Source organism: Rhizobium sp. OAE497 (assembly GCF_040546565.1).
Classification (GTDB): Bacteria; Pseudomonadota; Alphaproteobacteria; order Rhizobiales; family Rhizobiaceae; genus Rhizobium.
Window position 1 is genome coordinate 450651 of the sequence record NZ_JBEPOA010000001.1, and the last position, 25964, is coordinate 476614.

The 25964-nt window shown below is 60.0% G+C and carries 21 protein-coding genes, 1 tRNA gene, 2 pseudogenes and 1 riboswitch; of the genes and pseudogenes, 14 read left to right on the forward strand and 10 right to left on the reverse strand.

The window, feature by feature from the left end; genetic code table 11:
- Positions 1-26 precede the first annotated feature (26 nt).
- The 7 genes from phoR to phoB all read left to right on the forward strand — a co-directional run bounded on the left by phoR (position 27) and on the right by phoB (position 7747).
- A complete protein-coding gene (phoR, locus tag ABIE40_RS02280; protein WP_112713546.1) occupies positions 27-1247 on the forward strand; it encodes a phosphate regulon sensor histidine kinase PhoR in 1221 nt (406 codons plus the stop codon).
- Between the two features lie 199 nt (positions 1248-1446).
- Positions 1447-2481 carry a substrate-binding domain-containing protein gene (locus ABIE40_RS02285; protein WP_112713544.1) on the forward strand — a complete coding sequence of 345 codons (1035 nt, stop codon included), beginning with the start codon at positions 1447-1449 and terminating at the stop codon, positions 2479-2481.
- Between the two features lie 159 nt (positions 2482-2640).
- Positions 2641-4122: a phosphate ABC transporter permease subunit PstC gene (gene pstC / locus ABIE40_RS02290; protein ID WP_199626113.1), complete on the forward strand. Its 1482-nt coding sequence runs from the start codon at positions 2641-2643 to the stop codon at positions 4120-4122.
- Complete coding sequence (gene pstA, locus ABIE40_RS02295) at positions 4119-5441, forward strand: phosphate ABC transporter permease PstA (protein ID WP_199626114.1); 1323 nt, start codon at positions 4119-4121, stop codon at positions 5439-5441. Before pstC ends, pstA begins: the two co-directional genes overlap by 4 nt.
- A 15-nt stretch (positions 5442-5456) precedes the next feature.
- Entirely contained in the window at positions 5457-6272 is an 816-nt protein-coding gene (gene pstB / locus ABIE40_RS02300; RefSeq protein WP_112713538.1) for a phosphate ABC transporter ATP-binding protein PstB, read from the forward strand.
- A 44-nt stretch (positions 6273-6316) separates the two neighbouring features.
- Positions 6317-7030 carry a phosphate signaling complex protein PhoU gene (gene phoU, locus ABIE40_RS02305; RefSeq protein ID WP_112713536.1) on the forward strand — a complete coding sequence of 238 codons (714 nt, stop codon included), beginning with the start codon at positions 6317-6319 and terminating at the stop codon, positions 7028-7030.
- Between the two features lie 33 nt (positions 7031-7063).
- Positions 7064-7747 (forward strand): phosphate regulon transcriptional regulator PhoB, encoded by a 684-nt coding sequence (gene phoB / locus ABIE40_RS02310; protein WP_112713534.1) that lies wholly within the window; start codon positions 7064-7066, stop codon positions 7745-7747.
- 100 nt (positions 7748-7847) lie between these two features.
- On the opposite strand, the pseudogene ABIE40_RS02315 reads toward phoB, so the two are convergent.
- Positions 7848-8366, reverse strand: a pseudogene (locus tag ABIE40_RS02315) (GcrA family cell cycle regulator); the annotation flags it as partial.
- 426 nt (positions 8367-8792) lie between these two features.
- Here ABIE40_RS02315 and ABIE40_RS02320 point away from each other — a divergent pair.
- From ABIE40_RS02320 to ABIE40_RS02330, 3 genes are all read left to right on the forward strand, one after another.
- Positions 8793-9992 carry an aspartate aminotransferase family protein gene (locus ABIE40_RS02320; protein ID WP_199626115.1) on the forward strand — a complete coding sequence of 400 codons (1200 nt, stop codon included), beginning with the start codon at positions 8793-8795 and terminating at the stop codon, positions 9990-9992.
- A gap of 39 nt (positions 9993-10031) precedes the next feature.
- The gene (argF, locus tag ABIE40_RS02325) at positions 10032-10949 is read left to right on the forward strand and encodes an ornithine carbamoyltransferase (protein WP_112713528.1); all 918 of its coding nucleotides are present in this window, start codon (positions 10032-10034) and stop codon (positions 10947-10949) included.
- Between the two features lie 94 nt (positions 10950-11043).
- Positions 11044-12036 carry an Hsp33 family molecular chaperone gene (locus ABIE40_RS02330; protein ID WP_199626116.1) on the forward strand — a complete coding sequence of 331 codons (993 nt, stop codon included), beginning with the start codon at positions 11044-11046 and terminating at the stop codon, positions 12034-12036.
- 3 nt (positions 12037-12039) lie between these two features.
- Here ABIE40_RS02330 and apaG read toward each other — a convergent pair whose 3' ends face one another.
- Together apaG and ABIE40_RS02340 are read right to left on the reverse strand one after the other, a co-directional pair.
- Positions 12040-12432: a Co2+/Mg2+ efflux facilitator ApaG/CorD gene (apaG, locus tag ABIE40_RS02335; protein ID WP_199626117.1), complete on the reverse strand. Its 393-nt coding sequence runs from the start codon at positions 12430-12432 to the stop codon at positions 12040-12042.
- A gap of 212 nt (positions 12433-12644) precedes the next feature.
- Positions 12645-13829, reverse strand: a complete 1185-nt coding sequence (locus ABIE40_RS02340) for an O-succinylhomoserine sulfhydrylase (RefSeq protein ID WP_112713522.1) — start codon at positions 13827-13829, stop codon at positions 12645-12647.
- Between the two features lie 43 nt (positions 13830-13872).
- Positions 13873-13951, reverse strand: a riboswitch (SAM riboswitch).
- Between the two features lie 73 nt (positions 13952-14024).
- Between ABIE40_RS02340 and ABIE40_RS02345 the strand changes: the two genes are divergently transcribed.
- Complete coding sequence (locus tag ABIE40_RS02345; RefSeq protein ID WP_199626118.1) at positions 14025-15119, forward strand: 2'-deoxycytidine 5'-triphosphate deaminase; 1095 nt, start codon at positions 14025-14027, stop codon at positions 15117-15119.
- A gap of 43 nt (positions 15120-15162) precedes the next feature.
- Positions 15163-15236 (forward strand) — tRNA-Gly (locus tag ABIE40_RS02350).
- Between the two features lie 257 nt (positions 15237-15493).
- On the opposite strand, the pseudogene ABIE40_RS02355 reads toward ABIE40_RS02350, so the two are convergent.
- Positions 15494-16456: pseudogene (locus ABIE40_RS02355) on the reverse strand (capsular polysaccharide export protein, LipB/KpsS family); the annotation flags it as partial.
- A gap of 157 nt (positions 16457-16613) precedes the next feature.
- A complete protein-coding gene (locus ABIE40_RS02360; RefSeq protein WP_199626120.1) occupies positions 16614-17714 on the reverse strand; it encodes a polysaccharide pyruvyl transferase family protein in 1101 nt (366 codons plus the stop codon).
- Between the two features lie 194 nt (positions 17715-17908).
- Here ABIE40_RS02360 and ABIE40_RS02365 point away from each other — a divergent pair, with 194 nt between their 5' ends.
- Positions 17909-18631, forward strand: coding sequence for an acyltransferase (locus ABIE40_RS02365; protein WP_199626121.1), 723 nt, complete (start codon positions 17909-17911; stop codon positions 18629-18631).
- Positions 18632-18649: 18 nt separating this feature from the next.
- Here ABIE40_RS02365 and ABIE40_RS02370 read toward each other — a convergent pair whose 3' ends face one another.
- The 3 genes from ABIE40_RS02370 to ABIE40_RS02380 form a co-directional block, all read right to left on the reverse strand.
- A complete protein-coding gene (locus ABIE40_RS02370; protein ID WP_354540950.1) occupies positions 18650-19423 on the reverse strand; it encodes an ABC transporter permease in 774 nt (257 codons plus the stop codon).
- A 183-nt stretch (positions 19424-19606) separates the two neighbouring features.
- Complete coding sequence (locus ABIE40_RS02375) at positions 19607-21631, reverse strand: methyl-accepting chemotaxis protein (protein ID WP_199626123.1); 2025 nt, start codon at positions 21629-21631, stop codon at positions 19607-19609.
- Positions 21632-21907: 276 nt separating this feature from the next.
- Positions 21908-23812, reverse strand: a complete 1905-nt coding sequence (locus ABIE40_RS02380) for a glycosyltransferase family 2 protein (RefSeq protein WP_199626124.1) — start codon at positions 23810-23812, stop codon at positions 21908-21910.
- A 61-nt stretch (positions 23813-23873) separates the two neighbouring features.
- On the opposite strand from ABIE40_RS02380, the gene ABIE40_RS02385 reads away from it, so the two are divergent.
- On the forward strand, positions 23874-24746 hold the full coding sequence (locus ABIE40_RS02385) for a transporter substrate-binding domain-containing protein (protein ID WP_199626768.1): 873 nt from the start codon (positions 23874-23876) through the stop codon (positions 24744-24746).
- On the opposite strand, the gene ABIE40_RS02390 is transcribed toward ABIE40_RS02385, so the two are convergent.
- Complete coding sequence (locus tag ABIE40_RS02390) at positions 24743-25156, reverse strand: tellurite resistance TerB family protein (RefSeq protein WP_112714368.1); 414 nt, start codon at positions 25154-25156, stop codon at positions 24743-24745. The two genes, ABIE40_RS02385 and ABIE40_RS02390, sit on opposite strands and share 4 nt — an antisense overlap.
- A gap of 62 nt (positions 25157-25218) precedes the next feature.
- Entirely contained in the window at positions 25219-25956 is a 738-nt protein-coding gene (locus ABIE40_RS02395; RefSeq protein ID WP_199626125.1) for a thermonuclease family protein, read from the reverse strand.
- Between the last annotated feature and the right edge of the window lie 8 nt (positions 25957-25964).

The following is a 25964-nucleotide window of genomic DNA, read 5'->3' on the forward strand; positions in this document are numbered from 1 at the left end:
AGGAAATGCCGTGGACATCGGGGCTGATGGCCCGCATCAGGCAGGAACGCCCCGTGCTTCTTGCCGCTCTGGTCATCGGGCTGGTGGCGCTGGTTTCGGGGATGAACAAATGGGGCGTACTGGCGCTCGTCGTCCTGATGCTGCTCGTCGTCGTCATGAATGCCGAGCCGGCAGTACAGGCCAAGCTTGCCGAAATCCCTGAGCCTGAGCCGGAAGCGCCGAAGAGCCGCCTGCCTGAAGTGGCCGCCACGCTTGCCGGGCTCGATATCCCCGTCATGGTTCTCTCCGGCGATGCCTCGGTGCTGTTCCAGAACCGCGCGGCCGAAAAGGCGTTCGGCGAGATGATCATCGGTGCGCATCTGTCGGCGCGCCTGCGCTCGCCCGGCATTCTGGACATGGTGCGCGAAACGATCGCCACCAATGCGCCGAACCAGATCGAGCATTCCGAACGGCTTCCCTCCGAGCGGGTCTATATCGTTCGCAGCGCCCCGATCGATCTCGGTGAGGGGGAGGGTGGCGAGCGTTTCTTCATGCTCTCCTTCCGCGATATCTCGGAAGTCCGCCGCATCGACCGCATGCGCTCGGATTTCGTCGCCAATGCCAGCCACGAGCTGCGCACACCGCTCGCCTCGCTGCGCGGCTTCATCGAGACTATCCAGGGTCCGGCCAAGAACGATGCCAAGGCGCAGGAACGCTTCCTTGGCATCATGTTCGACCAGACGACGCGCATGAGCCGTCTCGTGGACGATCTGCTGTCGCTGTCGCGGCTTGAGTTGAAGTCGCATATCGCGCCCGACGAAAAGGTCGATCTCGTGCCGCTGCTCGGCCATGTCCGGGATTCCCTGCAGCCGCTGGCGAAGGATGTCGGCGTCGAGATCAATCTCAATCTGCCGGAAGGCCGGGCGGAGGTGCTCGGCGATCGAGACGAGCTGGTGCAGGTCTTCGAGAACCTGATCGAAAACGCCTGCAAATACGGCCAGGAAGGCAAGACGGTCGACGTCTCGATCAAGAACGGCCAGGGCCAGCCTGTCGAAGTCACCGTCGCGGACCGCGGGCCCGGCATCCCCGCCGAGCATGTGCCGCGCCTTACCGAGCGCTTCTACCGCGTCAATATCGAGGACAGCCGCTCGAAAAAGGGCACCGGTCTGGGGCTTGCCATCGTCAAGCATATCCTGACGCGCCATCGTGCACGGCTGATCGTTAAGTCCGAGGTTGGCAAGGGAACGGCCTTTACCGTGCGGTTTTGACATAAAGCCGCAACACACCCATTACATCGAAAAATTTTATCTATGTATTTCAGTATTTTAGACTGTCACAAATGTTTCATCAAAGTGACATAAAAGCTCTGTGCATCAGGGGCTAAAGAGTGGCTGCCGATGAAAAAAGGCAATGCGAGGGCCCTGGGGGGCCTGCCCACACAAAGCCCAATGCCGGGAGATTTTTCTGATGAACACGCTTAAACTCACCGTTGCCGCTCTCGCCGCAACCGTTGCCTTTGCAGGCGCTGCAGCCGCTCGCGACCAGATTCAGGTTGCCGGTTCGTCCACCGTTCTGCCTTACGCCAAGATCGTTGCCGAGTCCTTCGGCGAAACCTTCACCAACTTCAAGACGCCGGTTGTTGAATCTGGCGGCACGGGCGCTGGCCTGAAGGAATTCTGCAAGGGCGTCGGCGAAGACACGATCGACGTTGCCAACGCTTCGCGTCCGATCAACAAGAACGAAATGGAAGCCTGCAAGGCTGCCGGCGTAACGGACATCCAGGAAGTCAAGATTGGTTATGACGGTATCGTCTTCGCAACCGACGCTTCCAACCCTGACGTCGCCTACGTTCCGGAAGATCTCTACAAGGCGCTGGCTGCTCAGGTCGTCGTTGATGGCAAGCTCGTTGCCAACCCCTACAAGAAGTGGTCGGAAGTCAACCCGAAGCTCCCGGCTGTTGATATCGCTGCCTACATCCCGGGCGAAAAGCACGGCACCCGCGAAGTCTTCGAACTGAACGTTCTCGCTGCAGGCTGCAAGGCTTCGGGCGCTCAGGAAGTCATCGCCAAGGAAATCACCGACAAGGCTGCTCAGGCCAAGGCTTGCGTTGCAGTTCGTAAGGACGGCGCTGCAGTCGACATCGACGGCGACTATCCGGAAACGCTGGCACGCATCGCTGCCAACAAGACCGGCGTTGGCGTCTTCGGTCTCTCCTTCTACGAAAACAACGCTGACAAGCTCAAGGTCGCGACCATGAGCGGCATCGTTCCGTCGACCGAGACCATCTCGAACGGCACCTACCCGGTTTCCCGCCCGCTGTTCTTCTACGTCAAGAAGGCACATCTCGGCGCCGTCCCGGGCCTGAAGGAATACGTCAACTTCTTCGTATCCGACCAGATGATCGGCCCTGACAGCCCGCTCGTCGAATACGGCCTGGTTGCTGCTCCGGACGCCGAGCGCGAAGAAATCCGCAAGGCCGTCGAAGCAGAAAAGACCATGTAATGCATAAGCCGGCGCGGCATCAGGGGGTGCCGCGCCGGTTTTCTAATGACAGTACCCTTGCCGCTGCATGGCAAGGTTTTGAGTTTGTCCATGATTGGGAAGCTGTGCGGGGACATCGCCGCATATGCTCTTGGGGCTGAGCGCCTGGGGACGTAAAGAATGAGCACATCCATTATACTCTTGTGTCTCGTGGTATTCGGCGCGCTGGCCTATGTGGCCGCCCGCAGCCGTGCCACGGCGCTTGCCGGGGGCAAGTCTTCCGCGCTGCATTCGCGGCCGGGTTATTACGGCGCCTATGCCGCCATCTGGGCCGTCCTTCCGGCCCTCGTCGTTCTCTGTGTCTGGCTCGCCGCCAGCCCGGGCATCATCGAATCCACCGTCCGCAACGCCTTCCCTGAAGATGTGAAGGCCAAGAGCGCTGCCGAGCAGGACTTGAGCTACAGCATGGTCGCCACTATCGGCCGCGGGTTCAATCTGCTGACGGCTGACGAGCTCATCGCGCTCGGTGCCGACACCAAGGCCGTCCAGGCCAAGCTCAACGAAAAGGGCGTTCCGCTCGCCGGCGAGCCGCAGCCCTACATGCTGGACGCCGCCAAGCTGCTGAACGCCGAAAGCGCCGGCAGCCGCCTGATCATGAGCGCCATCGTGCTGGTGCTGGCCGTTGCCGGTGCGCTCTATGCTCTGCGCGGCATCACGCCCCGCTTCCGCGCCCGCAACCGCGTCGAGCGCGTCATGCTCTGGGGTCTGCTGCTGGCATCCTCGATCGCCATTTTGACGACGATCGGCATCGTTCTGTCGATGCTGTCGGAAGCCCTGCGCTTCTTCGCCAGCGTCCCACCGCTCGAATTCTTCTTCGGCACCGTCTGGGATCCGCGCTTTGCCGGCGCCGGCAGCTCGTCGGAAGGCCAGTTCGGTCTCATCCCGCTGCTGCTCGGCACGCTCTATATCGGCCTCGTCGCCATGCTGGTCGCCGTTCCGGTCGGCCTGTTTGCGGCGATCTACATGGCCGAATATGCCTCGCCGAAGCTTCGCTCGCTGGCAAAGCCGCTGCTCGAAGTTCTGGCCGGTATCCCGACAATCGTCTACGGCTTTTTCGCCCTCGTCACCGTCGGCCCGTTCCTGCGCGATCTTTCCTCGCAGGTCAGCGGCCTCCTGACGGGCAACTACACGAACTTCATCCAGGCACAGAGCGTTCTGACCGCCGGTATCGTCATGGGCATCATGCTGATCCCATACGTCTCCTCGCTGTCGGACGACATCATCACCGCCGTGCCGCGTGCCCTGCGTGACGGTTCGCTTGGCCTCGGTGCCACGCGCTCCGAAACCATCAAGAAGGTAGTGCTTCCCGCTGCTCTCCCGGGCATCGTCGGCGCACTGCTGATGACCGCCTCGCGCGCCATCGGCGAAACCATGATCGTCGTGCTTGCGGCCGGTGTTGCCGCCCGCATGCAGATCAATCCGTTCGAGCCGATGACCACCGTGACGGTCAAGATCGTCAACCAGCTGACGGGTGACCTTGAATTCACCTCGCCGCAGACGCTCGTCGCCTTCGCGCTCGGCATCACGCTCTTCCTGATCACGCTTTGCCTCAATATCTACGCGCTCTACATCGTGCGCAAATACCGGGAGCAGTACGAATGACGAATATCGCTTCTCCGGTTTCCGGCACCCTCGTCTCCAAGGCGCCTGCGCGCCGCGACATCGGCATCAAGCGCCGCTATGCCGCCGAACGCCGCTTCCAGGCTTACGGCATGGCCGCTATCGCTTTCGGCCTGATCTTCCTGGTCATCCTGTTGTCGACGGTCATCCGTCAGGGCTACACCGCCTTCCAGCAGACGGCGATCTCGCTGCCGATCGAGTTCACTGAGAAGACGATCGATCCGGGCAACAAGCGCGCGACCGATCCGTCCGTCCTGATCGCCGCCAATTACGGCGCCCTGCTGCGTGACGCCATCGTCAAGCAGCTCAACATCAACGCATCGAGCCGTCCCGACGTGCGCGATGCCTCGGCGATGCTCTCCAAGGGCGCTCCGATCCAGCTGCGCGACATGGTCGTCGCCGACCCGTCGATCATCGGCAAGACGATCAACGTCACGGTTCTGGCCGACGCCAATGTCGACAGCGCCAACAAGGGCCAGATCGATCTGAGCGTCGATGAGAAGAACCGCAAGGTCAACGACAAGCAGGTTGGCTGGATGAACGAACTGAAGTCGAGCGGCGCTCTCTTCAAGCAGTTCAACACGGGCCTCTTCGTCAACGGCAATTCCAGCCGTCCTGAAGCCGCCGGCCTCGGCGTTGCCCTCATCGGCTCGCTCTATCTGATGGCGATCGTTCTTGTGCTGTCGCTGCCGATCGGTGTCGCCGCCTCGATCTATCTCGAGGAATTCGCACCGAAGAACCGGCTGACGGATCTCATCGAGGTCAACATCAACAACCTGGCTGCGGTTCCCTCGATCGTCTACGGTCTGCTCGGTCTCTCAGTGTTCATCAACTTCATGGGCATGCCGCGCTCGGCCTCGCTGGTCGGCGGTCTGGTGCTCACGCTGATGACGCTGCCGACGATCATCATCGCGACGCGTGCGGCTCTTCGCGCCGTCCCGCCGTCGATCCGCGCGGCCGCTCTCGGTCTCGGCGCCTCGAAGATGCAGATGGTGTTCCACCATGTGCTGCCGCTCGCCATGCCGGGCATCCTGACCGGCACCATCATCGGCCTGGCGCACGCGCTCGGCGAAACCGCGCCGCTCTTGCTGATCGGCATGGTCGCCTTCGTCGCCAATGCACCGGCCACGCCTCTCGACCCGTCCACCGCGCTCCCCGTCCAGGTCTACATGTGGGCCAACGAAGCCGAACGCGCCTTCGTGGAACGTACGTCGGGTGCCATCATCGTCCTCCTCTTGTTCCTGATCGTCATGAACCTCGGAGCCATCCTCTTGCGCCGTCGCTTTGAGCGCCGCTGGTAAACGGAGTAAAACCCAATGAACATGTTGACAGAAGCAGCAGTTGAAAAGGCTCTGGACCAGAAGATGAACAGCATTCCCTACAAGATGATCGGCCAGGACGTTTCCGTCTATTACGGCGAAAAGCGCGCCCTCTTCGACGTCAAGCTGAACATCCGCGAAAACACCGTCACGGCGCTCATCGGCCCGTCCGGCTGCGGCAAGTCCACCTTCCTACGCAGCCTGAACCGCATGAACGACACGATCGACAATTGCCGCGTCACCGGCAAGATCACGCTCGATGGCGACGATATCTACGATCCGGATATCGACGTCGTCGAACTGCGCGCCCGCGTCGGAATGGTGTTCCAGAAGCCGAACCCGTTCCCGAAGTCGATCTATGAGAACGTTGCCTACGGCCCGCGCATCCATGGTCTTGCCAAGACCAAGGCCGACATGGACCAGATCGTAGAGACCAGCCTGCAACGCGCCGGCCTGTGGAACGAGGTCAAGGACCGCGTTCATGAATCCGGCACAGGCCTCTCCGGCGGTCAGCAGCAGCGCCTTTGCATCGCCCGCGCCGTTGCCGTCTCGCCCGAAGTCATCCTGATGGACGAGCCGTGCTCGGCACTCGACCCGATCGCCACCGCAAAGGTCGAGGAACTGATCCACGAGCTGCGCGAAGCCTACACGATCGTCATCGTCACGCACTCCATGCAGCAGGCCGCTCGCGTTTCGCAGCGCACGGCCATGTTCCATCTCGGCAATCTCGTCGAGGAGAACGACACCGACAAGATGTTCACCAATCCGGACGATCCGCGCACCCAGGATTACATCATGGGCCGCTTCGGCTGATCTTTGGCGTCACGACCCCCGATAGACACTCAAGGACTTTCCCCATGGCATCGACACATATTTTTTCTGCGTATGACGAAGACCTGAAGTTCCTCTCGCGCCGCATTTCCGAAATGGGCGGCCTGGCCGAGCAGATGGTTTCCGACGCTGTCCGCGCCCTCGTCAACGGCGACGCGGCACTGGCGCAGAAGGTCATCTCCGACGACGTGATCCTCGATCACGCCGAGCGCGAGATCAACGACAAGGCGATCGTCACCATCGCCCGCCGCCAGCCGATGGCGTCGGACCTGCGCGAGATCATGGGTTCGATCCGCATCGCCGCCGACCTCGAGCGCGTCGGCGACCTCGGCAAGAACACCGCAAAGCGCGTCATCGCCGTGCAGAGCACCGGCGTTCCGCGCAAGCTCGCCCGTGGCCTGGAGCATCTCTCCGAGCTCGCTCTCGTCCAGCTGAAGGAAGTGCTCGACGTCTACACGACGCGTGCTGCCGACAAGGCGAAGTCGATCCGCGAGCGCGACGAGGAAATCGACGCGATGTACACGTCGCTGTTCCGCGAGCTCCTCACCTACATGATGGAAGATCCGCGCAACATCACCAGCTGCACGCATCTGCTCTTCTGCGCCAAGAACATCGAGCGCATCGGCGACCACGCCACCAACATTGCTGAAACCATCTACTACATGGCGACCGGCGCTCAGCCGGAAGGCGAGCGTCCGAAGGACGACACCGCCAACACCGTCGGCGCGGTAACGGAATAATCATCCGGACCGGGCCTCAGGAGACAGAATAGAATGATCCCGAGAGTTGCAGTCGTTGAAGACGAAGAAGCACTGAGCGTGCTTCTTCGCTACAATCTCGAAGCCGAAGGTTTCGAAGTCGATACCATCCTGCGCGGCGACGAGGCGGAAATCCGCCTCCAGGAGCGCACGCCGGACCTTCTTATCCTCGATTGGATGCTGCCTGGCGTATCAGGCATCGAGCTCTGCCGCCGGCTGCGCATGCGCCCGGAAACCGAGCGTCTGCCGATCATCATGCTGACGGCGCGCGGCGAAGAGAGCGAGCGCGTCCGTGGCCTGTCGACCGGCGCCGACGACTATGTCGTCAAGCCGTTCTCGACGCCCGAGCTCGTTGCCCGCGTCAAGGCGATGCTGCGGCGCGCCAAGCCGGAAGTTCTCTCGACCGTGCTGAAGTGCGGCGATATCGAACTCGACCGCGAAACGCACCGCGTTCACCGCAAGACCCGCGAAGTCCGTCTCGGACCGACCGAGTTCCGCCTCCTGGAGTTTCTGATGTCGTCGCCGGGCCGCGTCTTCTCGCGCTCGCAACTGCTCGACGGCGTCTGGGGTCACGACATCTATGTCGACGAGCGTACCGTCGACGTCCATGTCGGCCGCCTGCGCAAGGCGCTCAACTTCTCGAACATGCAGGATGTCATCCGCACCGTCCGCGGTGCCGGTTATTCCATGGAAGCCTGAGTGATCAAGGAGGCTACGGCCTCCTGATATGCAGATACAAAAAAACGGGCCGAAAGGCCCGTTTTTCGTTTGTCTTTACCCGGCTCAGTTTGCCCGGGCGTGCGGCCCTGCGGCGATCATTGACCGGCTGGTAAGCCAGGCGCTGGTGATAGGTGCAGTAGGGCGAAGAATCCGGGCTTTCGCAGCCGCAGAAATGGAAATCGTCCTTCAGCGGATCGCCGACCGGCCACTTGCAGGTACGCTCGGTCAGTTCCGTCAGGCCGAGACGGCGCGAGATCGGCACGACAACGTTGGAAGCGGGACGATATTCCATCTCCTCCATGACGTCGATTTCGATCTCTTCCTTCAGCATCGTTGCGCCCTGCGGGCGGGCAACGGTGCGGGTCGTCATGCGCGATGCGTAGTTCGGAGCGCGCGGTGCCGAAGTCGTGCGCTTCGGAGCCCGTGCCGCCGTCGCATTGCCGCCGGCCTTGGCACGGCCCGGCAGTGCCAGACGGTGAACCTTGCCGATAACGGCATTCCGGCTCACGCCTCCAAGTTGCGCCGCGATCTGGCTAGCGCTCAACCCTTCGGACCACAGTTTCTTGAGTTTCTCGACCCGCTCGTCTGTCCAGTTCATGCCCTGTGTCTCCGCCGTTTAAGCGTTGTGAAGGCAGAATCCTTCACCGTTTGCCCCGGATGAATCCGACACAAGAAACGCTTGACTAATTTTGGTGACTAGTTCCGCCGCATGCAGTCTAGTAATTGAGTTTTAACCTAGTGTGAGGCTGACTCCGTGACAAGAGTCGCGGGAATCCGGATGAATCGAATTTCAAGTTTTCCCCAACTTGCTTCCCCACAGAGTCATTTCTGCAACATTAGCTGTTGATGAAACGCGACATCGCTTGAGCGTCACCCAGAAGCCACGAAAGCCGTAGTTTTGTTGACATTGCAGTGCGAAAAGTAAATAGTGCACAGCGCCGCCGAGAGGCGGCATTTTTAATTTTTCGGACCTGGTTTTTTAGCCGGAGTCCGGTTGCCCATAACGCTGACAGGAGACCGCGCCATGGCTGAAGCCGCGCCGCTATATGATACCTATTCTCGTGCCCCTCTGCGGTTCGAGCGAGGTGAGGGCGTCTGGCTGATTACCGAGTCCGGCGAGCGATATCTGGATTTTGGCGCCGGCGTTGCCGTGACCGCTGTCGGCCACAGCCATCCTCATGTTGTCGATGCCCTGAAGGCGCAGGCCGAGAAGGTCTGGCACCTCTCCAACATCTACGAGATCCCAGGCCAGGAAAAGCTCGCAACGAGGCTGACGGAAGCGACTTTCGCCGACAAGGTGTTCTTCACCAATTCGGGTGCGGAAGCCCTGGAATGCGCGATCAAGACCGCGCGCCGCTACCAGTATTCGAAGGGCCATCCGGAGCGCTTCCATATCATCACCTTCGAAGGCGCCTTCCATGGCCGTACGCTGGCGACGATCGCCGCCGGCGGCCAGGAAAAGTATCTCGAAGGCTTCGGTCCTAAGACCCCTGGTTTTGATCAGGTGCCTTTCGGCGATGTTGAAGCCGTCCGCGCGGCGATCACCGATGCGACGGCTGGCATTCTCATCGAGCCGGTACAGGGCGAGGGCGGTATCCGCCCGGCGACCGTCGAGTTCATGAAGGCGCTGCGCCAGCTCTGCGATGAGCATGGCCTGCTGCTGATCCTCGACGAAGTGCAGACCGGCGTTGGCCGTACCGGCAAGTTCTTCGCCTATGAATGGTCCGGTGTGAGCCCCGACATCATGGCTGTTGCCAAGGGCATCGGCGGCGGTTTCCCGCTCGGCGCCTGCCTTGCGACGGCTGAGGCGGCCTCCGGCATGAAGGCCGGCACGCACGGCTCGACCTATGGCGGCAATCCGCTCGCCATGGCCGTCGGCAGTGCCGTTCTCGATATCGTGCTCGCCGATGGCTTCCTGCAGCACGTCCGCGACGTGTCGCTGGTCTTCCGCCAGGGGCTGGCGTCGCTGAAGGATCGCTATCCTGACGTGATCGAGGATATCCGCGGCGAAGGCCTGCTGCTCGGCATCAAGGCCGCCGTTCCCTCGAGCGAACTCCTGGCTGCGATCCGCGGCGCGCATCTGCTGGGTGTCCCGGCGGGCGATAACGTCATCCGTCTCCTGCCGCCTCTGGTGGTGACTGCGGAAGAAGCCCGCGAAGGCCTCGCACGCATCGAGCAGGCCGCCGAGAGCATTCGCGCAGCCAAGGCCAAGAAGACGGCTTGAACGGATAGATGCCTTACGAGGCAAACAGGTAAGGACGACATGGCTTCCCCCAAACACTTCCTCGATCTCTCGGCGGTCAGCTCCGCCGATCTGCGCGTCATCATGAATGATGCGATCTCGCGCAAGCAGGCTTTCAAGGCCGGCGCCGGCGACAAGCCGCTCGCCGGCAAGATGCTGGCGATGATCTTCGAAAAGCCGTCCACACGTACCCGCGTCTCCTTCGATGTCGGCATGCGCCAGCTCGGCGGCGAGACACTGTTCCTCTCGGGCACCGAGATGCAGCTCGGCCGCGCCGAGACGATTGGCGACACCGCGAAGGTCCTGTCGCGCTATGTCGATGCGATCATGATCCGCACCACCGAGCATCACCGCATGCTCGAGCTTGCCGAGCATGCCACCGTGCCGGTCATCAACGCGCTGACCGACGATACGCATCCGTGCCAGATCATGGCCGATATCATGACCTTCGAAGAGCATCGCGGCCCGATCAAGGGCAAGACGATCGCCTGGACGGGCGACGGCAACAACGTGCTGCATTCGCTGGTCGAAGGCGCTGCCCGTTTCGGCTATCGCATGAACATGGCCGTACCCCTTGGTTCCGAGCCGAAGGATCACTATCTGAACTGGGCCCGCAATGAGGGCGCCGAAATCCTGCTCAGCCATGATGCCGACCGTGCGGTCGAAGGCGCCGATTGCGTGGTAACCGATACCTGGGTCTCCATGAATCAGGAACATCGGGCTCGCGGTCACAACGTCTTCCAGCCCTATCAGGTCAATCAGGCTTTGATGGCAAAGGCCGGCAAGGATGCATTGTTCATGCATTGCCTGCCCGCCCATCGTGGTGAGGAAGTCACGGACGAAGTGATCGATGGCCCGCAATCCGTGGTCTTCGATGAAGCGGAAAACCGTCTTCATGCGCAGAAGTCGATTCTTGCATGGTGCCTGGGCGCGATCTGAACCATACTGGACGCCACATCCGGCCTGACGGCCTTGTGGCCGCGCGAGCGGAGAGACGCCTTGGTCTGCCGCTCTGAATACTAGGAGTAAGACCATGGCAGAAGCTGCAGCCGCTCTTGGCGAGTTCGATTTCGCCGGTGATGATCATGTTGTCCCGTTTCAGGTTGAAGGTCTGGATGTGCGCGGCCGCGCCGTCCAGCTCGGCCCGATGCTGGACGCCATCCTGGAGCGCCACCACTATCCCGCACCCGTTGCCCGCCTTCTCGCCGAAGTGATCGTGCTGACGGTGCTGCTCGGCACGTCGCTGAAGTTCGACGGCAAGTTCACCGTCCAGACGAAGGGCGATGGCCCGGTCGATCTGCTCGTCGCCGATTTCTCGACGCCCGAGAATGTGCGCGCCTATGCGCGCTTCGATCAGGCGCTGCTCGACGAAGCGATCGCCGCCGGCCAGACCGAGCCCGAACAGCTGCTCGGCAGGGGCGTGCTCGCCTTCACGATCGACCAGGGCAAGTTCAGCCAGCCCTATCAGGGCATCGTCGCGCTCGACGGCGCCTCGCTGGAAGAGATTGCCGGCACCTATTTCCGTCAGTCCGAGCAGATCCCGACGCGGGTTCGTCTCGCTGCGGCCGAACTGCTCGACCGTGACGACAGCGGCAAGCCGCGCCATCGCTGGCGGGCAGGCGGCCTCGTCGCCCAGTTCCTGCCGGAAGCGCCGGAGCGCATGCGCCAGCAGGATCTGCACGGTGGCGATGGCGACGAGACCGGCCAGCCGCTGAAGGAAGACGATTCCTGGACCGAGGCACGCACGATGGTGGAAACCATCGATGCCGACGAGCTGACCGACCCGCAGGTCGGAACCGAGCGTTTGCTCTTCCGCCTCTTCCACGAGCGCGGCGTGCGCGTCTATGACGCCAAGGAGGTCTTCGACCGCTGCAGCTGTTCGCGCGACAAGATCAAGGGCGTGCTGAAGGGCTTCTCGGCAGACGAGATCAAAGCGAGCCAGGAGAATGGCGAAATCGCGGTCACCTGCGAGTTCTGCTCGACGACCTACCGCTTCGAACCGGCCGAACTGCAGCCGGCCGAGTGACGGTCAGTTCAGCACTCTGAGCAGGCCGGGTGAATCCAGGGAGAAGGCGGGTATCTCGACATCGAAGAGCTCGCCTTCATCCGTCTCCATCTGGTAATGGCCGAACATCAGCCCCGATGGCGTATCGAGCGGGCATCCCGATGAGTATTCATAGGTATCACCGGGCTCCAGCCGCGGCTGTTCGCCAACCACGCCCGGCCCCGTCACTTCGTCAACCACGCCGTTCTGATCCGTTATGTTCCAGTAACGGTTGACGAGTTTTACAGAGAGCTCGGAATTGTTGCTGATGACGATGCGATATCCCCAGACATAGCGGTCATCGTCCGGATCGGATTGCTCCTCCAGATAAAACGGCTCGACAACAACTTCTATATCGCGTGTGAGGGCCCGGTACATGCCTTACACCTTAGTCGGGATATCTTACTCGTATCTTATACGGCATTGGCTCCGTCAAGAAATGCCGCTGCATCATCAGTCAAATACAGACGATTGCACGCCGTTTTGATCGTTAATCCTAACATTCAAAGTTAATGACTCTAATAAGGTAGAGCTGGCTTGTCCCTTAGGTGGGGCAGGCCGCCGGACCGGCAAGTCCGGCGGCTCTTTGCTTAGGCGGGGATCTTCGACAGAGCCTGCGCGAAATCCTCCAGCAGATCATCGGTATCTTCGATGCCAGCCGACAGGCGAACGGTGCCTGCCGAAATGCCGAGCTCGGCGCGCGCCTCGTCCGACAGGTTCTTGTGCGTTGTCGTGGCTGGATGCGTGATCAGGCTGCGGGTGTCACCGAGATTGTTGGAGATCGTCACGACGTCGAGCGCGTTCTGCAGCTTGAACGCCGCTTCCTTGCCGCCCTTCAGCTCGAAGCAGACCAGCGTCGAGCCACCGGTCATCTGCTTGGCGATGATATCGGCCTGCGGATGGTCCTTGCGGCCCGGATAGATGACGCGGGCAACCTGCTTCTGCTCTGCCAGGAAATCGGCAATCTTCGCGGCGTTCTTTGTCTGCTGGGCGACGCGCAGCGGCAGCGTCTCGATGCCCTTCAGCAGCGTCCAGGCATTGAACGGCGACATGGCCGGGCCGGTGTGGCGGAAATAATCGTGCAGGTTTTCGTCGATCCACTGCTTGTCGGAGAGAACGACGCCGCCGAGGCAGCGGCCCTGACCATCGATATGCTTGGTCGCCGAATAGATGACGATATGGGCGCCGAGCTCCAGCGGCTTCTGGAAGAGCGGTGTCGCAAAGACGTTGTCGACGACGACCTTGGCGCCGATCTGGTTCGCCAGCTTGGCAACACCGGCGATATCGACGATCTCAAGCGTCGGGTTGGTCGGGCTTTCCAGGAAGAACACCTTGGTCTTCGGGGTGATCGCCTTTTCCCAGTTTTCCAGGTGGCGGCCGTCGACCAGCGTGCATTCGATGCCGTATTTCGGTGCCAGCGTCTCGACCACCCAGCGGCAGGAGCCGAACAGGGCGCGGGCCGCAACGATATGATCGCCGGCCTTCAGCTGGCAGAGGATCGCCGCGGTAACGGCAGCCATACCGGAAGCCGTGGCGCGCGCATCTTCAGCACCTTCAAGCGCGCACATGCGCTTTTCGAACATGTCGTTGGTGGGGCTGCCGTAGCGGGCATAGATGAAGCCGTCGGTCTCGCCCTTGAAGCGCGCCTCGGCCGCTTCGGACGTGTCGTAGACGAAGCCTTGCGTCAGGTAGATCGCTTCCGACATCTCGCCATATTGCGAGCGCAGAGTGCCTCCGTGAACGAGTTGGGTTGCAGGGCGCCAGGACTTGCTCATGCCATCACCTCAAAAACATAAAAAAACCGGCCGCAAATGCAGACCGGTTTCACACCCGGTCTTTTTAGCCACTTGTTTAACGTGGCTGCAAGCCGACCGGCCAAATCACCACGGGATAAAGCTGCAATACTGCCGTTAGCTTCTTGCGTCAATTCCCTGTATTTGGTTTTGTCGGCCACGAACTATGGATGGAGCATGATGGCTCGCGAAACTGGAATTTTGGCCGATCGTGCCATTGCTGCGTTGTTTGAAGCCGGCCGCCTCGTGTCGGAGCGGGAGCTTGATCGCGATCAGATCCAGCCGGCGAGCCTGGATCTGCGTCTCGGCGCCAAGGCTTTCCGGGTCCGCGCCAGCTTCATGCCCGGCCCCTCGCATCTTGTGGCCGACAAGCTCGATCGCCTCAGCCTGCACGTCATCGATCTCTCGGAAGGCGCGGTTCTCGAAACCGGCTGCGTCTATATCGTGCCGCTGATGGAGCGCCTCGACCTGCCCTCCGACATGTCGGCCTCGGCCAATCCGAAGAGCTCGACCGGCCGTCTCGACATCTTCACCCGCGTCATCACCGATTACGCCCAGGAATTCGACAAGATCCCGGCCGGCTATTCCGGGCCGCTCTATCTCGAGATATCGCCGCGCACTTTCCCGATCGTCGTGCGCCGCGGCTCGCGCCTGTCGCAGATCCGCTTCCGCGTCGGCCACTCCATTTTGGGCGAGCCGGAGCTGCACGCCCTGCACGACGCCGAAACGCTGGTCGCTAGCAGCAAGCCGAACGTCTCGGGCGGCGGCATTGCGCTGTCGATCGATCTTACCGGCGACAAGGAAGGCCTGATCGGCTACCGCGGCAAGCACCACACGGCTGTCGTCGACGTCGACAAGAAGGCACAGCACGACATCTTCGATTTTTGGGAGCCGCTCTATAGTCGCGGCCGCAACGAGCTGATCCTCGATCCGGACGAATTCTACATCCTCGTCTCCCGCGAAGCCGTCCACGTCCCGCCGCACTACGCGGCCGAGATGACGCCCTTCGACCCGCTGGTCGGCGAATTCCGCGTCCACTACGCTGGCTTCTTCGACCCCGGCTTCGGCCACGCACCCGCCGGCGGCCGCGGCAGCCGCGCCGTCCTCGAAGTGCGCAGCCACGAAGTCCCCTTCATCCTCGAAGACGGCCAGATCGTCGGCCGCCTGATCTACGAGCACATGCTTGAAAAGCCCGTCAGCCTCTACGGCTCCGGCCTCGGCTCCAACTACCAGGCCCAGGGCCTTAAGCTCTCGAAACACTTCCGCATCTGACCGCCTTGACACCGCCTCCCATCTGTTGGAAGGCTGGTGCTGCGCGGGTGTAGCTCAATGGTAGAGCAGCAGCTTCCCAAGCTGAATACGAGGGTTCGATTCCCTTCACCCGCTCCAGTTGGTTTCAACCTAAGCTCAGTCACATGGCTACAATTCGTTGGCGTTCAGCCCGCTCACTAAGATAGTGGTCGATCGCCGGACAGTCTGGCATTCAAAGCCGACATGAATGCGTCCAGTTTCGGACGGGTAACACGCTTTACTCCGAGAAAGCGCGCTACCAATTCAGTGCAGTCGTCGCTCTTGCCGAGCATCGATACCAGCTTGCTCGCCCGCGCCTCGACCTCCTTATCGGCTGGAAAATCTTTAGTCGTGCGCGCTTTCATAAAGTCTAATAGTTCGATGGCCTTCTCTATTTCTATTCTTTTTTTCGTGTTGAGGTCGATGTACTTCGGGTAAATTATATAGGCTGCAGCAAAAATCTCTTCTAAAGTGAGCTTTCTTCCTCGCCTCTCATTAATTTGCCTATCATCAGTGAGGCCCCATCCCGAATAAAATGGGCATCCAAATGTTGTCACGGGTATTCGTCGCAGCAACGCCTCAAATCCCGCAAGAGAAGTTATGGTGTATACATGATCGATTGTTTCAAGTGAATCGGCAAGGCTAATGTCATTATCCAAAACTAGAGCAACTCCGCGAACCAGGTCAGGATTGGATTTTGCCTCGGCCGTTCCCTGTAAAACTTCAGGGTGAGGCTTGTAGATGATCTGCGCATCTGGATTCTCGCGAATCGCCAACCACACCAAGTCGTTATTGTTTATTGGTACATTGCACCCATATTTTATTGACGCATCACGCTCTACTTGACCGATAACAAGAACCCTCTTTCGCACTTTAGGCCCGTACACTGCGGCAACGTCGGTTGGGCTGCTCGAATTGTATTTGCTCAACTTCGTAGAAAGTAAAATATCAATAACGGTTCGTGCTCGATCTATTAAAAGTGTGTCCGATTTAAAATCATAGGTGTTCAGTATGTCTTCCAAGTCGCTGGGCGCTCGAGAATTGAAGTACATATCTTGGCTGTCGAAGGTCAGTGAAATCGGGGGCGCTTGAAGTGCCCCGAGCGCAACTGATCGCAGAAAGCCGTCCTCCACAAACTGAAATTTAATATTATTTTTATTGCAGAATTTTTTAAGATTTGGGAGGCTTTTGTACTGCCAAGCCAAAACTATAGATCTCGGATCGGCGATGATTCGCCATTTCCACTCAATTTCAAATTCAATTGCTAGTAGCTTGTTGGGTACGAAGATCACATCGTGATCGGGAAACCAATCCGCCATGAAGGTTTTCCATTTGGCAAAACCGAACAGAAACAACGGAGGATTGCCCTTCTGCCCACGGCGCCGTGCATATAGGGAGCTTGCCACCCAGTATGGCGTAGATAGAGCTGCGCTAAAAATTTGCGAGGCAGTAACCATAACGCGCTTCCTTTAAAGATCAAATCATTAATGTATTTAATGTGCCGACAGTCGGCCGCGAAAATGAATTCGATTTTTCATGCTGAACGTTCAGAGATAGTCGTTCTATACCTGAAAAATAGCGAACGTCTGTGTCGATAAATTTATCACAGCAGTACTCAATGCGAACTTCGCGATCTAGGCCGGGAAGCGACAAAAATATCCTGCCTGGCCTTGTCCCAAAACGTCGGTTGGATATCCGAATGAATTCCCTACCGTATATCTCCTCGGGCTTTTTGCCATTCTCTCCGCTTCGTCCGAGGCGTGCCTTGAGCCGTTCGTAGTGTTGAAGAATCGGCTCACTTATACTCCGAGGCGGCTGTCCCTCCCAGTTTACGGCCAAGCCGGCCTCGACATCGGATTGGAAATAAACAGGAATCATCTTGTCAACGCCTGACGCGCGTCTCCGAGAGAAGCTAAGGCGCTCGTCCGGAAGGTAGATTACTGGTGTTCCGAGGCCAATACATGGAAGCGCGATGTGCAGGCGTCGGGTAATTACCAGCTCGGCACTAGCTAACAACCTTAGAAAGCGATCAACCAGCGAAAAACGCTGCAGTTGATCATGTTGACTGGCTGGTGCGACATGATTTGATGTGGTCTCGATTTGTTTCAAGATTGAAGCGGGAGCAATCTTTTCTAGAAATTCCAACGGCACATCAAAATTGAAGATGCCCGTTCTCGAGCTAGGTTTGACGATAAAGTTACCAGCAAAAATGCTGGAACATCCCGTCCAGTAAGCATCAATGCCGGCTTCGTTAAGGCGCTCTGCGCTCCAGATGTCGCGACATCCTATCGGCTCGTGCGCCTTCAGGTAGTCTCTCAGTTTCGTGTCTAGAATATTCTCGTCACCAAGCGCAAAACCAAAAAAAATCGGCGCGATATTCGTCGCGGGTGAGCGGTTGTCATTTCCTAGTTTAAACCAAGTATTGAGGACTAGCTGATGCTTTCCGGCCAAATAAGCGTCTGCGAGGCAGTCGCGATCAACAATGGCATCAACAGTATTGCTAATATTGAGTAGTGAGAAGCTCTGAAGGTCGTCTCCAATGTTTTTCGTCTTGTAACCCAGAAGCGCTGTCTTCATAACCAATCTTTCAGTTTTAGCTTTCTTAATCGTCACGGTGCCTCAAGGGAGTACGTCGCCTGCTCCCGCCATGATGTGATCAACAGAGTTGTCGATGTGACTAACTATCCCAAATTGGATATGGCATAGAAACCACTTTCAAACTAGGGTTGATCGCACAATCCAATGAGTAAGAAAATTTGAGCAGTTACAGAATGTTTAAGTCGATAGCCCCGGTATTTTTCAGAGCGTTTTATGGCAAAATAGCATCCCCCTTTTTTCATGTAAAATCCAAGAAAAGACGCTTTGCCGACGGTTGGGCGACGGAAAACGAGGTAAGGATTGCGAAGACGGCGATCACAAAGGGTAGCGCTACCGTTGTCAAAGGCACAGGCAATTGCTTGGTGATCGGAGAAGGAGCAAAATTTTCTGGAAGTGTCGCGGTAAGTGGGAATGGAAACAGGGTTGCAATCGGAGATAATTGCAATTTTCGCGGGGATATCCTCGTAAGAGGAGACTACCAAACAGTTTCTTTTGGCGATCATTCGACTAGCGCCGGCATCTATATATTGTGCCAAGAAAACCGGAATGTTCTGATCGGGAAATGGTGTATGTTTTCCCGAGAGATTGAAATTCGAACGACCGATGCACATTCAGTGGTTGATCGTGACACAGGCCAGCGTCTTAATAGTCCTGGCGATGTAATTGTGGGCGACCACGTATGGGTCGGCGTAGGATCGATCCTAAACAAGGGATCAATTGTGCCAAGCGACTCGATCGTTGGCGCTATGAGCTTTGTGAATCGCGGCTTTGAAGAAGAGGGCATAATTCTTGCAGGGACCCCTGCTCAGATAGTAAAACGCAATATTACATGGAACCGCTCTCGTAAGGCGTCATTTCCGCTGGATGAATTGTATCATTGGAAGGCGGAAGATTAGATTTTTGTGCCGGAAGTACTATGGGTCGTTCTTGATGATCTTGCCGCTGAGAGAAAACACCGTCATCCCCACAAACACCAGCATCACCGCCGTCTCCACCACATACCCCTTATCAAGCCCATAAGCCCTATATTCCGGATAAAACCCCGTCCTGAACCAGATCACGCAATGCACCAACGGGTTCATCAGAAAGTAATCCGAATAGGGATGCGGCAGCTCGTCGGGTAGCATGAAGACGCCTGACAGGATGAAAAGTGGGCGGTTGACGATGCCGAAGACCTCTTCGTACCAAGGCCAGCGAACGAACAGGCCGGCATTGATCAGGCCGATGCCGATCGCGATCATCGAGGTCGAGAGTGCCGCTTCGATGATCGTCGGCCAATTGACGCTGGGCAGGCCGCCAAGGCCCTCGGCCAGTGTGAACAGTGTCAGCGCCGTCACCACCGCCGTGGTCGAAAACTGCAACACGACGCGTGAGACGATCGCGTCGAAGGGCGCGACGCGCGGGTAGTTCATCAGCGCCTTGTTGGATTTGACGGCCGACGAGACGTAGGATGACAGGTTCACGTAAAACAGGAAGCCGAGATAGCCGGTCGAGATGAACAGCGCGACGCTGCCGCCGAGGGGGGGCGTGGCGCTGAGCGAGCGGCGGATGAAACTCAGGAAGACGATATAGGCGAGCGGATCGACGATCGCCCAGATATAGCCGCCAATCTTGTTGCCATAGCGCGTGTTCATCTCGCGGATGATAAGGCTGGCAACGACCCGGAAATGAAGTTTGATGAGGCTCAACGGCTGCGACTTCCACGATGAGATCGGCTTAGGAAGTAGCCGAAAGCCGGGCGGAGGGCAAGTTCGCCGGAGCGTCTCTGCACGCTTTCCGGTTGCTGATGGGGTTTGAGCGATCGCTGATAAGCAGCCCTGAAATTGCGATGGGCGGCCGGAGCCGCCCATCGTCTACTAAGGTTCGGCCGATCAGAACTCCGTCCAATCCGCTTCCTTGCTCTCACTGGCGGTGCCGCCGCCGCCGAAGGCGCTCATTAGCTTTTGGCCGAGTGCACGGGCAGGCGAGGCTGCCGGCCTCGCGGTGGTGGAGTTGGCGACGCGGATCGAGGCCGGGCGGGGTTTGGCTGCGGGTGCTGCCGGCTGGATCGGCGCGGGGCGCGAGGCGATCGGGCGGGTGGTTGCCGATGCCGGTGCTGCCGCCGCAAAGCCGCCGGTGCCGGTCAGGCGGAACTCGGAGAGCAGGTTGTTGAGCGAGGCCGCCTCGGTTGCCAGGCTGTGGCTGGCGGCCGTGCTTTCCTCGACCATGGCGGCATTCTGCTGCGTGCCCTGGTCCATCGTGTTGACCGCCGTGTTGATCTCCTGCAGGCCGGTCGACTGTTCGCGGGCGGCTTCGGCGATCGCGTGGACGTGCTGGTTGATCTCCTGCACCTCGTGAACGATCGCATCGAGCGCCTTGCCGGTCTCGCCGACGAGCGCCACGCCCGTCTGCACATGCGTGCCGGAATTGGTGATCAGCGACTTGATCTCCTTGGCGGCATTGGCCGAGCGCTGGGCGAGTTCACGCACTTCCTGGGCGACGACCGCGAAGCCCTTGCCGGCCTCACCCGCACGCGCGGCTTCGACGCCGGCGTTCAGGGCGAGAAGGTTGGTCTGGAAGGCGATGTCGTCGATGACGCCGATGATGTTGCCGATCTCGACCGACGACTGCTCGATCTGCTGCATGGCATTGACCGCCTTCTGGACGATCTCACCGGATTTTTCGGCGCCGCCCCGCATGCGGGTGACGAGCTGGCTCGCCTCCTGAGCGCGGCGGGCCGCGTCCCTGACCGTCGTGGTGATCTGCTCGAGGGCGGCGGCGGTCTCCTCGACGGAGGCCGCCTGCTGCTCGGTGCGGCGCGACAGTTCGTCGGCCGAAGAGCGGATTTCGTTGGCACCGGCGCCGATCGCGCGGGCATTGGCGCCAACGGCATTCATCGTCTGGTTCAGGCGGCCGACGGAATTGTTGAAGTCGGCGCGCAGACCTTCGAGGTGCTCAGGGAAGGCCTGATCGATCTGCGAGACGAGGTCGCCGGAGGCAAGGCGCTTCAGGCCGTTTGCCAGTTCGTCGACGGTGCGGGCAAGCTCGTTGGCTTCGCGGATCTTTTCCGCTTCGCGCTGGCGGCGTTCGCTGTCGCTGAGATTGCGTTCGCTCTCGGCGCGCGCCTCGATCTGGCGGCGTTCGACGGCGTTGTCGCGGAAGACGGCGACGGCTGCCGCCATCTGGCCGACTTCGTCGCTGCGGTCGAGACCGGGTACATCGGCATCGGTCTGGCCCTCGGCAAGCGAGGTCATCCGTTCGCGCAGCCGCATCATCGGCGCAGTGATGCCGATCTGCGCCATGTACACGCCGAGCGCGATGGCTGCGGCGATCGCAGCGGCGATGATTGCAAGGCAGATATTGATGCGCTGGTTGACGGCGACCGAGAGCGCGTCGCCGCCATCGTTCAGCATCGACATCATCGCATCGTTATTGGCCGTCATCTTCGGCGTCAGAGCATTGAGCTTGGCGACCATCATGGCGGAGGCCAGCTGTGCGGCACCCATGTCACCAGCCTTGCCCGCCTCGACGACCTTTGCCGAAAGCGCTTCCATCTCGTCGATGCTTTTCAAGAGCTCACCGATCGCTTCCTTGCGAGCGGGAACGAGGTCCGCCGCCTGCTGCAGGCGATCACGCGCCTGCGGGATCTTGCTCGGGCTGGAGAGCGCCGATTTGAAGGCCGGCGTATCGGGCTTCATATTGGCAAGCGTCGAGGTCTGCAGCACCGAGGACACCAGCGAGGCGCTGGCGCGCGAGCCCTGCATGGCGGCGAGTGCTTCATGGTCGATGAAGGCGCTGTAATTGGCGTCCGCCCGACGGAATTCGGTGATGATGTAACCCACGCCGGCAATCGTGATCACCCCGAGAAGCGCGATGACGGAGAGGATTTTTGTCCGGATTTTCAGATGTTTGAGCATGGAAAAAGCCCGTTGCATTCGCTGCGGCTTGTTGCTGGCGCGCGGCGAGAGATTGAAATCAATGTTTGAAACTCAGCTGTAATCTGCTGCGTTCTTGCGGCATTCCGAAATACCCTGGAAAGGTCAGACGAGCGCGCATCATGCAGACGGTGTGGGGGCCGGTGTCGTCGCGGCTGATAAGAATCCAGATTGCTTAATGCGCCCCTAACGGCGCGCGGCAAACCACAGAAAAGAGATGCTTGCCGCTACGAAATCGAAAATCGCGGGATTGAAAATCTATGCCGTTTTGCGGCTTGGCGCGTGTGGCGTCTTTTCCCAGAAGAACGGATTGCTGCGGAGCTGCCAGACGGCCCGCCAGGCGGCCATCGACAGCATCATCCAGTAGAGCGGCAATGCCAGCCAGCGCAGACGAAGCGCACGCCTTTCCCATGGCGTCATGCGCTTGCGGCCGAGCAGGATGAAAAGAATGTAGCTGGCGATCACGTTGCAGCTGTCCATCACAAGCAACACCCTATGCGCCGGATCCATCACCGCATCTTGCTGGAAGAGATCGATGATCGAGCTGCCGATGAAGAACAGCATCCAGGGATGGGCAAGGGCCGATAGCAGCATCCCGGCGATCAAAAGCTGGAAGACGACAAACCCGGATATTCCCATCTCGCGCAATAGTTGGGCCGGATCGCGCATCAGCACCAGCCACGTTTGCAGCCAACCTTTAAACCAACGGGTCCGCTGGTGAAGCCAGGTCTTGGCCGTGGAAGGCGCATCCTCCAGCGTATGGCTGCTGAGGACGCCGCAGCGATAACCCCGACGGTAGAGACGCATGCCGAGATCGGCATCCTCGGTGACATTGTGCGGATCCCAGCCCCCGGCGTCCTTCAGGATCTTGGTCTTGAAATGGTTGGAGGTGCCGCCAAGCGGCATCGGCAGCCGCAGCATGGCAAGCACCGGCAGAAGCATGCGAAACAGCGCCGAATATTCGAGCGCGAAGGCGGCTGAGATCCAGGAGTCGCGCGCATTGGCGATGACCAGCGGCGCCTGCAGGCAGACGATATCATCGGGCGACCTGAGAAAGGTGGCATGGGCCTCGCGCAGCTGATCCGGATGCGGCCTGTCCTCGGCGTCGTAGACCGCCAGGTATTTCCCGCGGGCGGATGTCAGGGCGTAGTTCAGCGCCTTTGGCTTGGTGCGCGGCCGGGCGGCAGGCACCTCGACGATTTCGAAATGCGGGCCGAGATCCTGCGCCTTGAGGGCCGCGATGGTCTCGCGGTCGTCGGCCTCGCAGACGAGCTTGATGTCGAGTTTCGAGACCGGCCAGTTCAGCCGCTTGAGACAGGCGGCGAGCTGTTCCGCGACCGCGGCCTCCCGGTAGAGCCCGACCATCACGGTGTAGATCGGCAGCGGTCCATTCTCTTCCGCGCGCAGATTGAAGCGCGGCGCGGGCTTTGCCAGAGCCAGAAACCGGATCGCCATGGCCGCGAGATAAAATAGCGAGACGAAGAGGTGGAGAAGAAGCAGAACGTCAGCGCTTGCCAATATGCCGGCGGCAAGCGCGGTCACCGCAACGCCTGCGACAAAACCCTGCTTGCCGAGCAGCACGATGCGCGCGCTCATATCAGGCTCGCGATCAAACAGCGTATTGACGCTCTGCCTGACCCGCCTTTGAGCACCGCGCTCCCAGACCGCCCGGCGCATTTCCGAAGGCGTCGTCACCTGCATGTGCGGGCGAAGGTCCGGCCGCGCCGCGAGCCGTGCCTGCAATGCCGGGATCTGCCGCGCCTGCGGCACGATCACGTTCATGCTTTGCGGCATGTGATGGAGCTTGAGCATCTTGGGATCGAGCAGCTGGCTGTCCAGATTGTCGATATCGTAGATCAGATCGGGATCCAGCGTCTCCGCGAAGTCCAGGCGGAGCATGCGCGCCAGTCCAGCATAGTAATTTTCAGGCAGAAGCCAGCCGGACGCCAGCAGCTGTTCCTCGATCGAGGTGCCGTTGGCGCGTGCAAGCGCCACTGCCTCGGCGATCATCGGCTTGCCGATGCCGAGCTCCAGAAGAACGCGCGCTTCCGTGCGGAACAGGTCATCGTCCTCCGCCGCGGCGGAGATAGTCTGGGTATTGCTGCCATGGTTTTCCCGTGCGCCATTGATGGCACCGCCGGGCGCATATTCCCCGATACGCATGACTCTGATACACCGTCACCGAAGCGGCGACGCCCTGCCCCTAACCCGAGGCTGGATAGTAATGACACAATCCTCAATTGCATCCCTAGCTTTTAAGGGATTCTTCACCTTTCTGCTGTCGCTGGTTGTGTTTTCGCCGTTGAGTGCCGGTGCACAGCAGCCGTCTGCCGCGTTGCCTCTGCTGTTCGACTCGCGCGAACGCCTTGCCAAGCCGGATCTCTCGGCTCTGGTGCGACTTCGCTTTCTGACCTCGGTCGATTTTCCACCGTTCAACTTTACCGATCAGAACGGCAAGCTTGCCGGCTTCAATGTCGATCTGGCCCGCGAGATCTGCAATGAGCTGGAGATTGCCGCCAAATGCGAGATCCAGGCGCTGCCTTTCGCCGATATGACGGAAGCGTTGGCGGCCTCGCAAGGGGACGCCGTCATTGCCGGGCTCGCTGTCTCGCCGGAGCTGCGCAGCCGGTTTACCTTCTCGCGTCCCTATCTGATGCTTCCCGCCCGTTTCGCCCGCAATGACAAGGCCGATATCAAGGGCAATAGCGCCGCGGCGCTCGCTGGAAAGCAGGTCGGCGTCGTCAAGGGAACGGTGCACGAAGCCATGCTCGCCGCCTACTTCCCAGCGATCAAGTCTGTCCCCTTTGATAACAAGGAAGCGCTGCTGACGGCTCTGAAGGATGGCAAGACCGATGCCGCCTTTGCCGATGCGCTGCAGCTATCCTTCTGGGTATCGTCCCAGGCCTCTGCGAAATGCTGCTCGCTCTTCGACGGGCCATACCCGTCGGAACAGTTCCTGGGCGAGGGGATGACCATCATGCTGCGCCGGAACGATGCGATCCTCACGGCGGCGCTCGACCATGCGTTGGCAGCGTTGTCACGCAACGGCCGCCTGCAGGAGATCTACCTGCGCTATTTCCCGAACGGTTTGTATTAGCCCTTGCGGAAGCGGGCGATGGCGCTGCGCTCGATTGCGGCGCAGGTCAGCTTGTCGAGGCCGAGCCGGTCGCGGAGCAGGCTGAGCAGGCGCAGTTCTTCCGCCTTGACCGAAAGATCGGCCGAGGCCACTTCCACGGCGAGCGCATAGGCGGTGTCGTAAAGCTTCGCCGGAAGCGTATCCTTGACGGTCTCCAGCACCACATCGAGCCCTTCCGGCCCGGAGAGCAGCGAGGCGCAATCGCGGGCGATCGGGATCAGTTTCTCGTCGTCGAAATCGCGGAAGACAGGCAGGAAGCCGATCAGCTGGCCGATACGCTCCATCTCGCGGTCGTTCATCGTGCTGTCGACGGCCGAGGCCATCACCATCACGTAGATCAGGGCATCATGGGCGGAAAGCGGCTTGTTCATTTCGGTCATTCCCTCTGTTCTTCCGAAGTTTAGGAATTGCCCTCAGGCATTACAAGGGATTGTCAGATCGGATCGAGAGGATTGTCTGCAGGCGGATCGGGCGGCGGCGCCACGGGCGCGCCCTTGCGTGGATCGTCGCCGAAGATGCCTTTTTTCTCCGTCTTGGCCTTCTCACCGGCTTCTATCAGCGGCGAGCCGGTAGCCGCCTCGGCCCAGCCATTGTCGACCAGCCATGCGGAAAGATCCTGGGTGCCGATCTTGCAGCTTGCCATTGCCGTGCCCGACCAGTTGGCGTCGTCGAGATCGCAGGTGACCGAGCGTAGCCGCAGGAACAGCCGGAAATTCGTCTTGGCCAGCATGCCGCATGGCCATTCGCTGCCATCCGCATCCTTGCAGGTCTTGTCGTCGGGCGTGGCGATGACGCCTGATAGCGCGAGCTTGCGGTCGCCGAAGGCAAGCACGCCCGCATTCTCGGCAACCGGCCGCGGCAGGACAGCATCTTTCTTCGGTTCCGGCTTCGGCTTCTCGGGCTCGGGCGCTGCGACACGCTCCAGCGGCTTGCCTTCCACCTGTGCCGGATAGAACTGGCTTGCATCGTCGACCGGCCGGGCATTCATGCTGGCCTGCGGATCGGCGGTTGGCGGCGGTGGAGGAGCGTCGGCGCTACCTGCGTCAGGCGCGGCTGCTTCGCTGGCGACTGCCGATGCATCCGGCCCCGAAAACCGGTCGCGTCCTGCCATCAGCATGCCCATGACGATGGCGATACCCGCAACAGCTGTCAGAAGTGCCGCAGGCCTCATGGAAGATT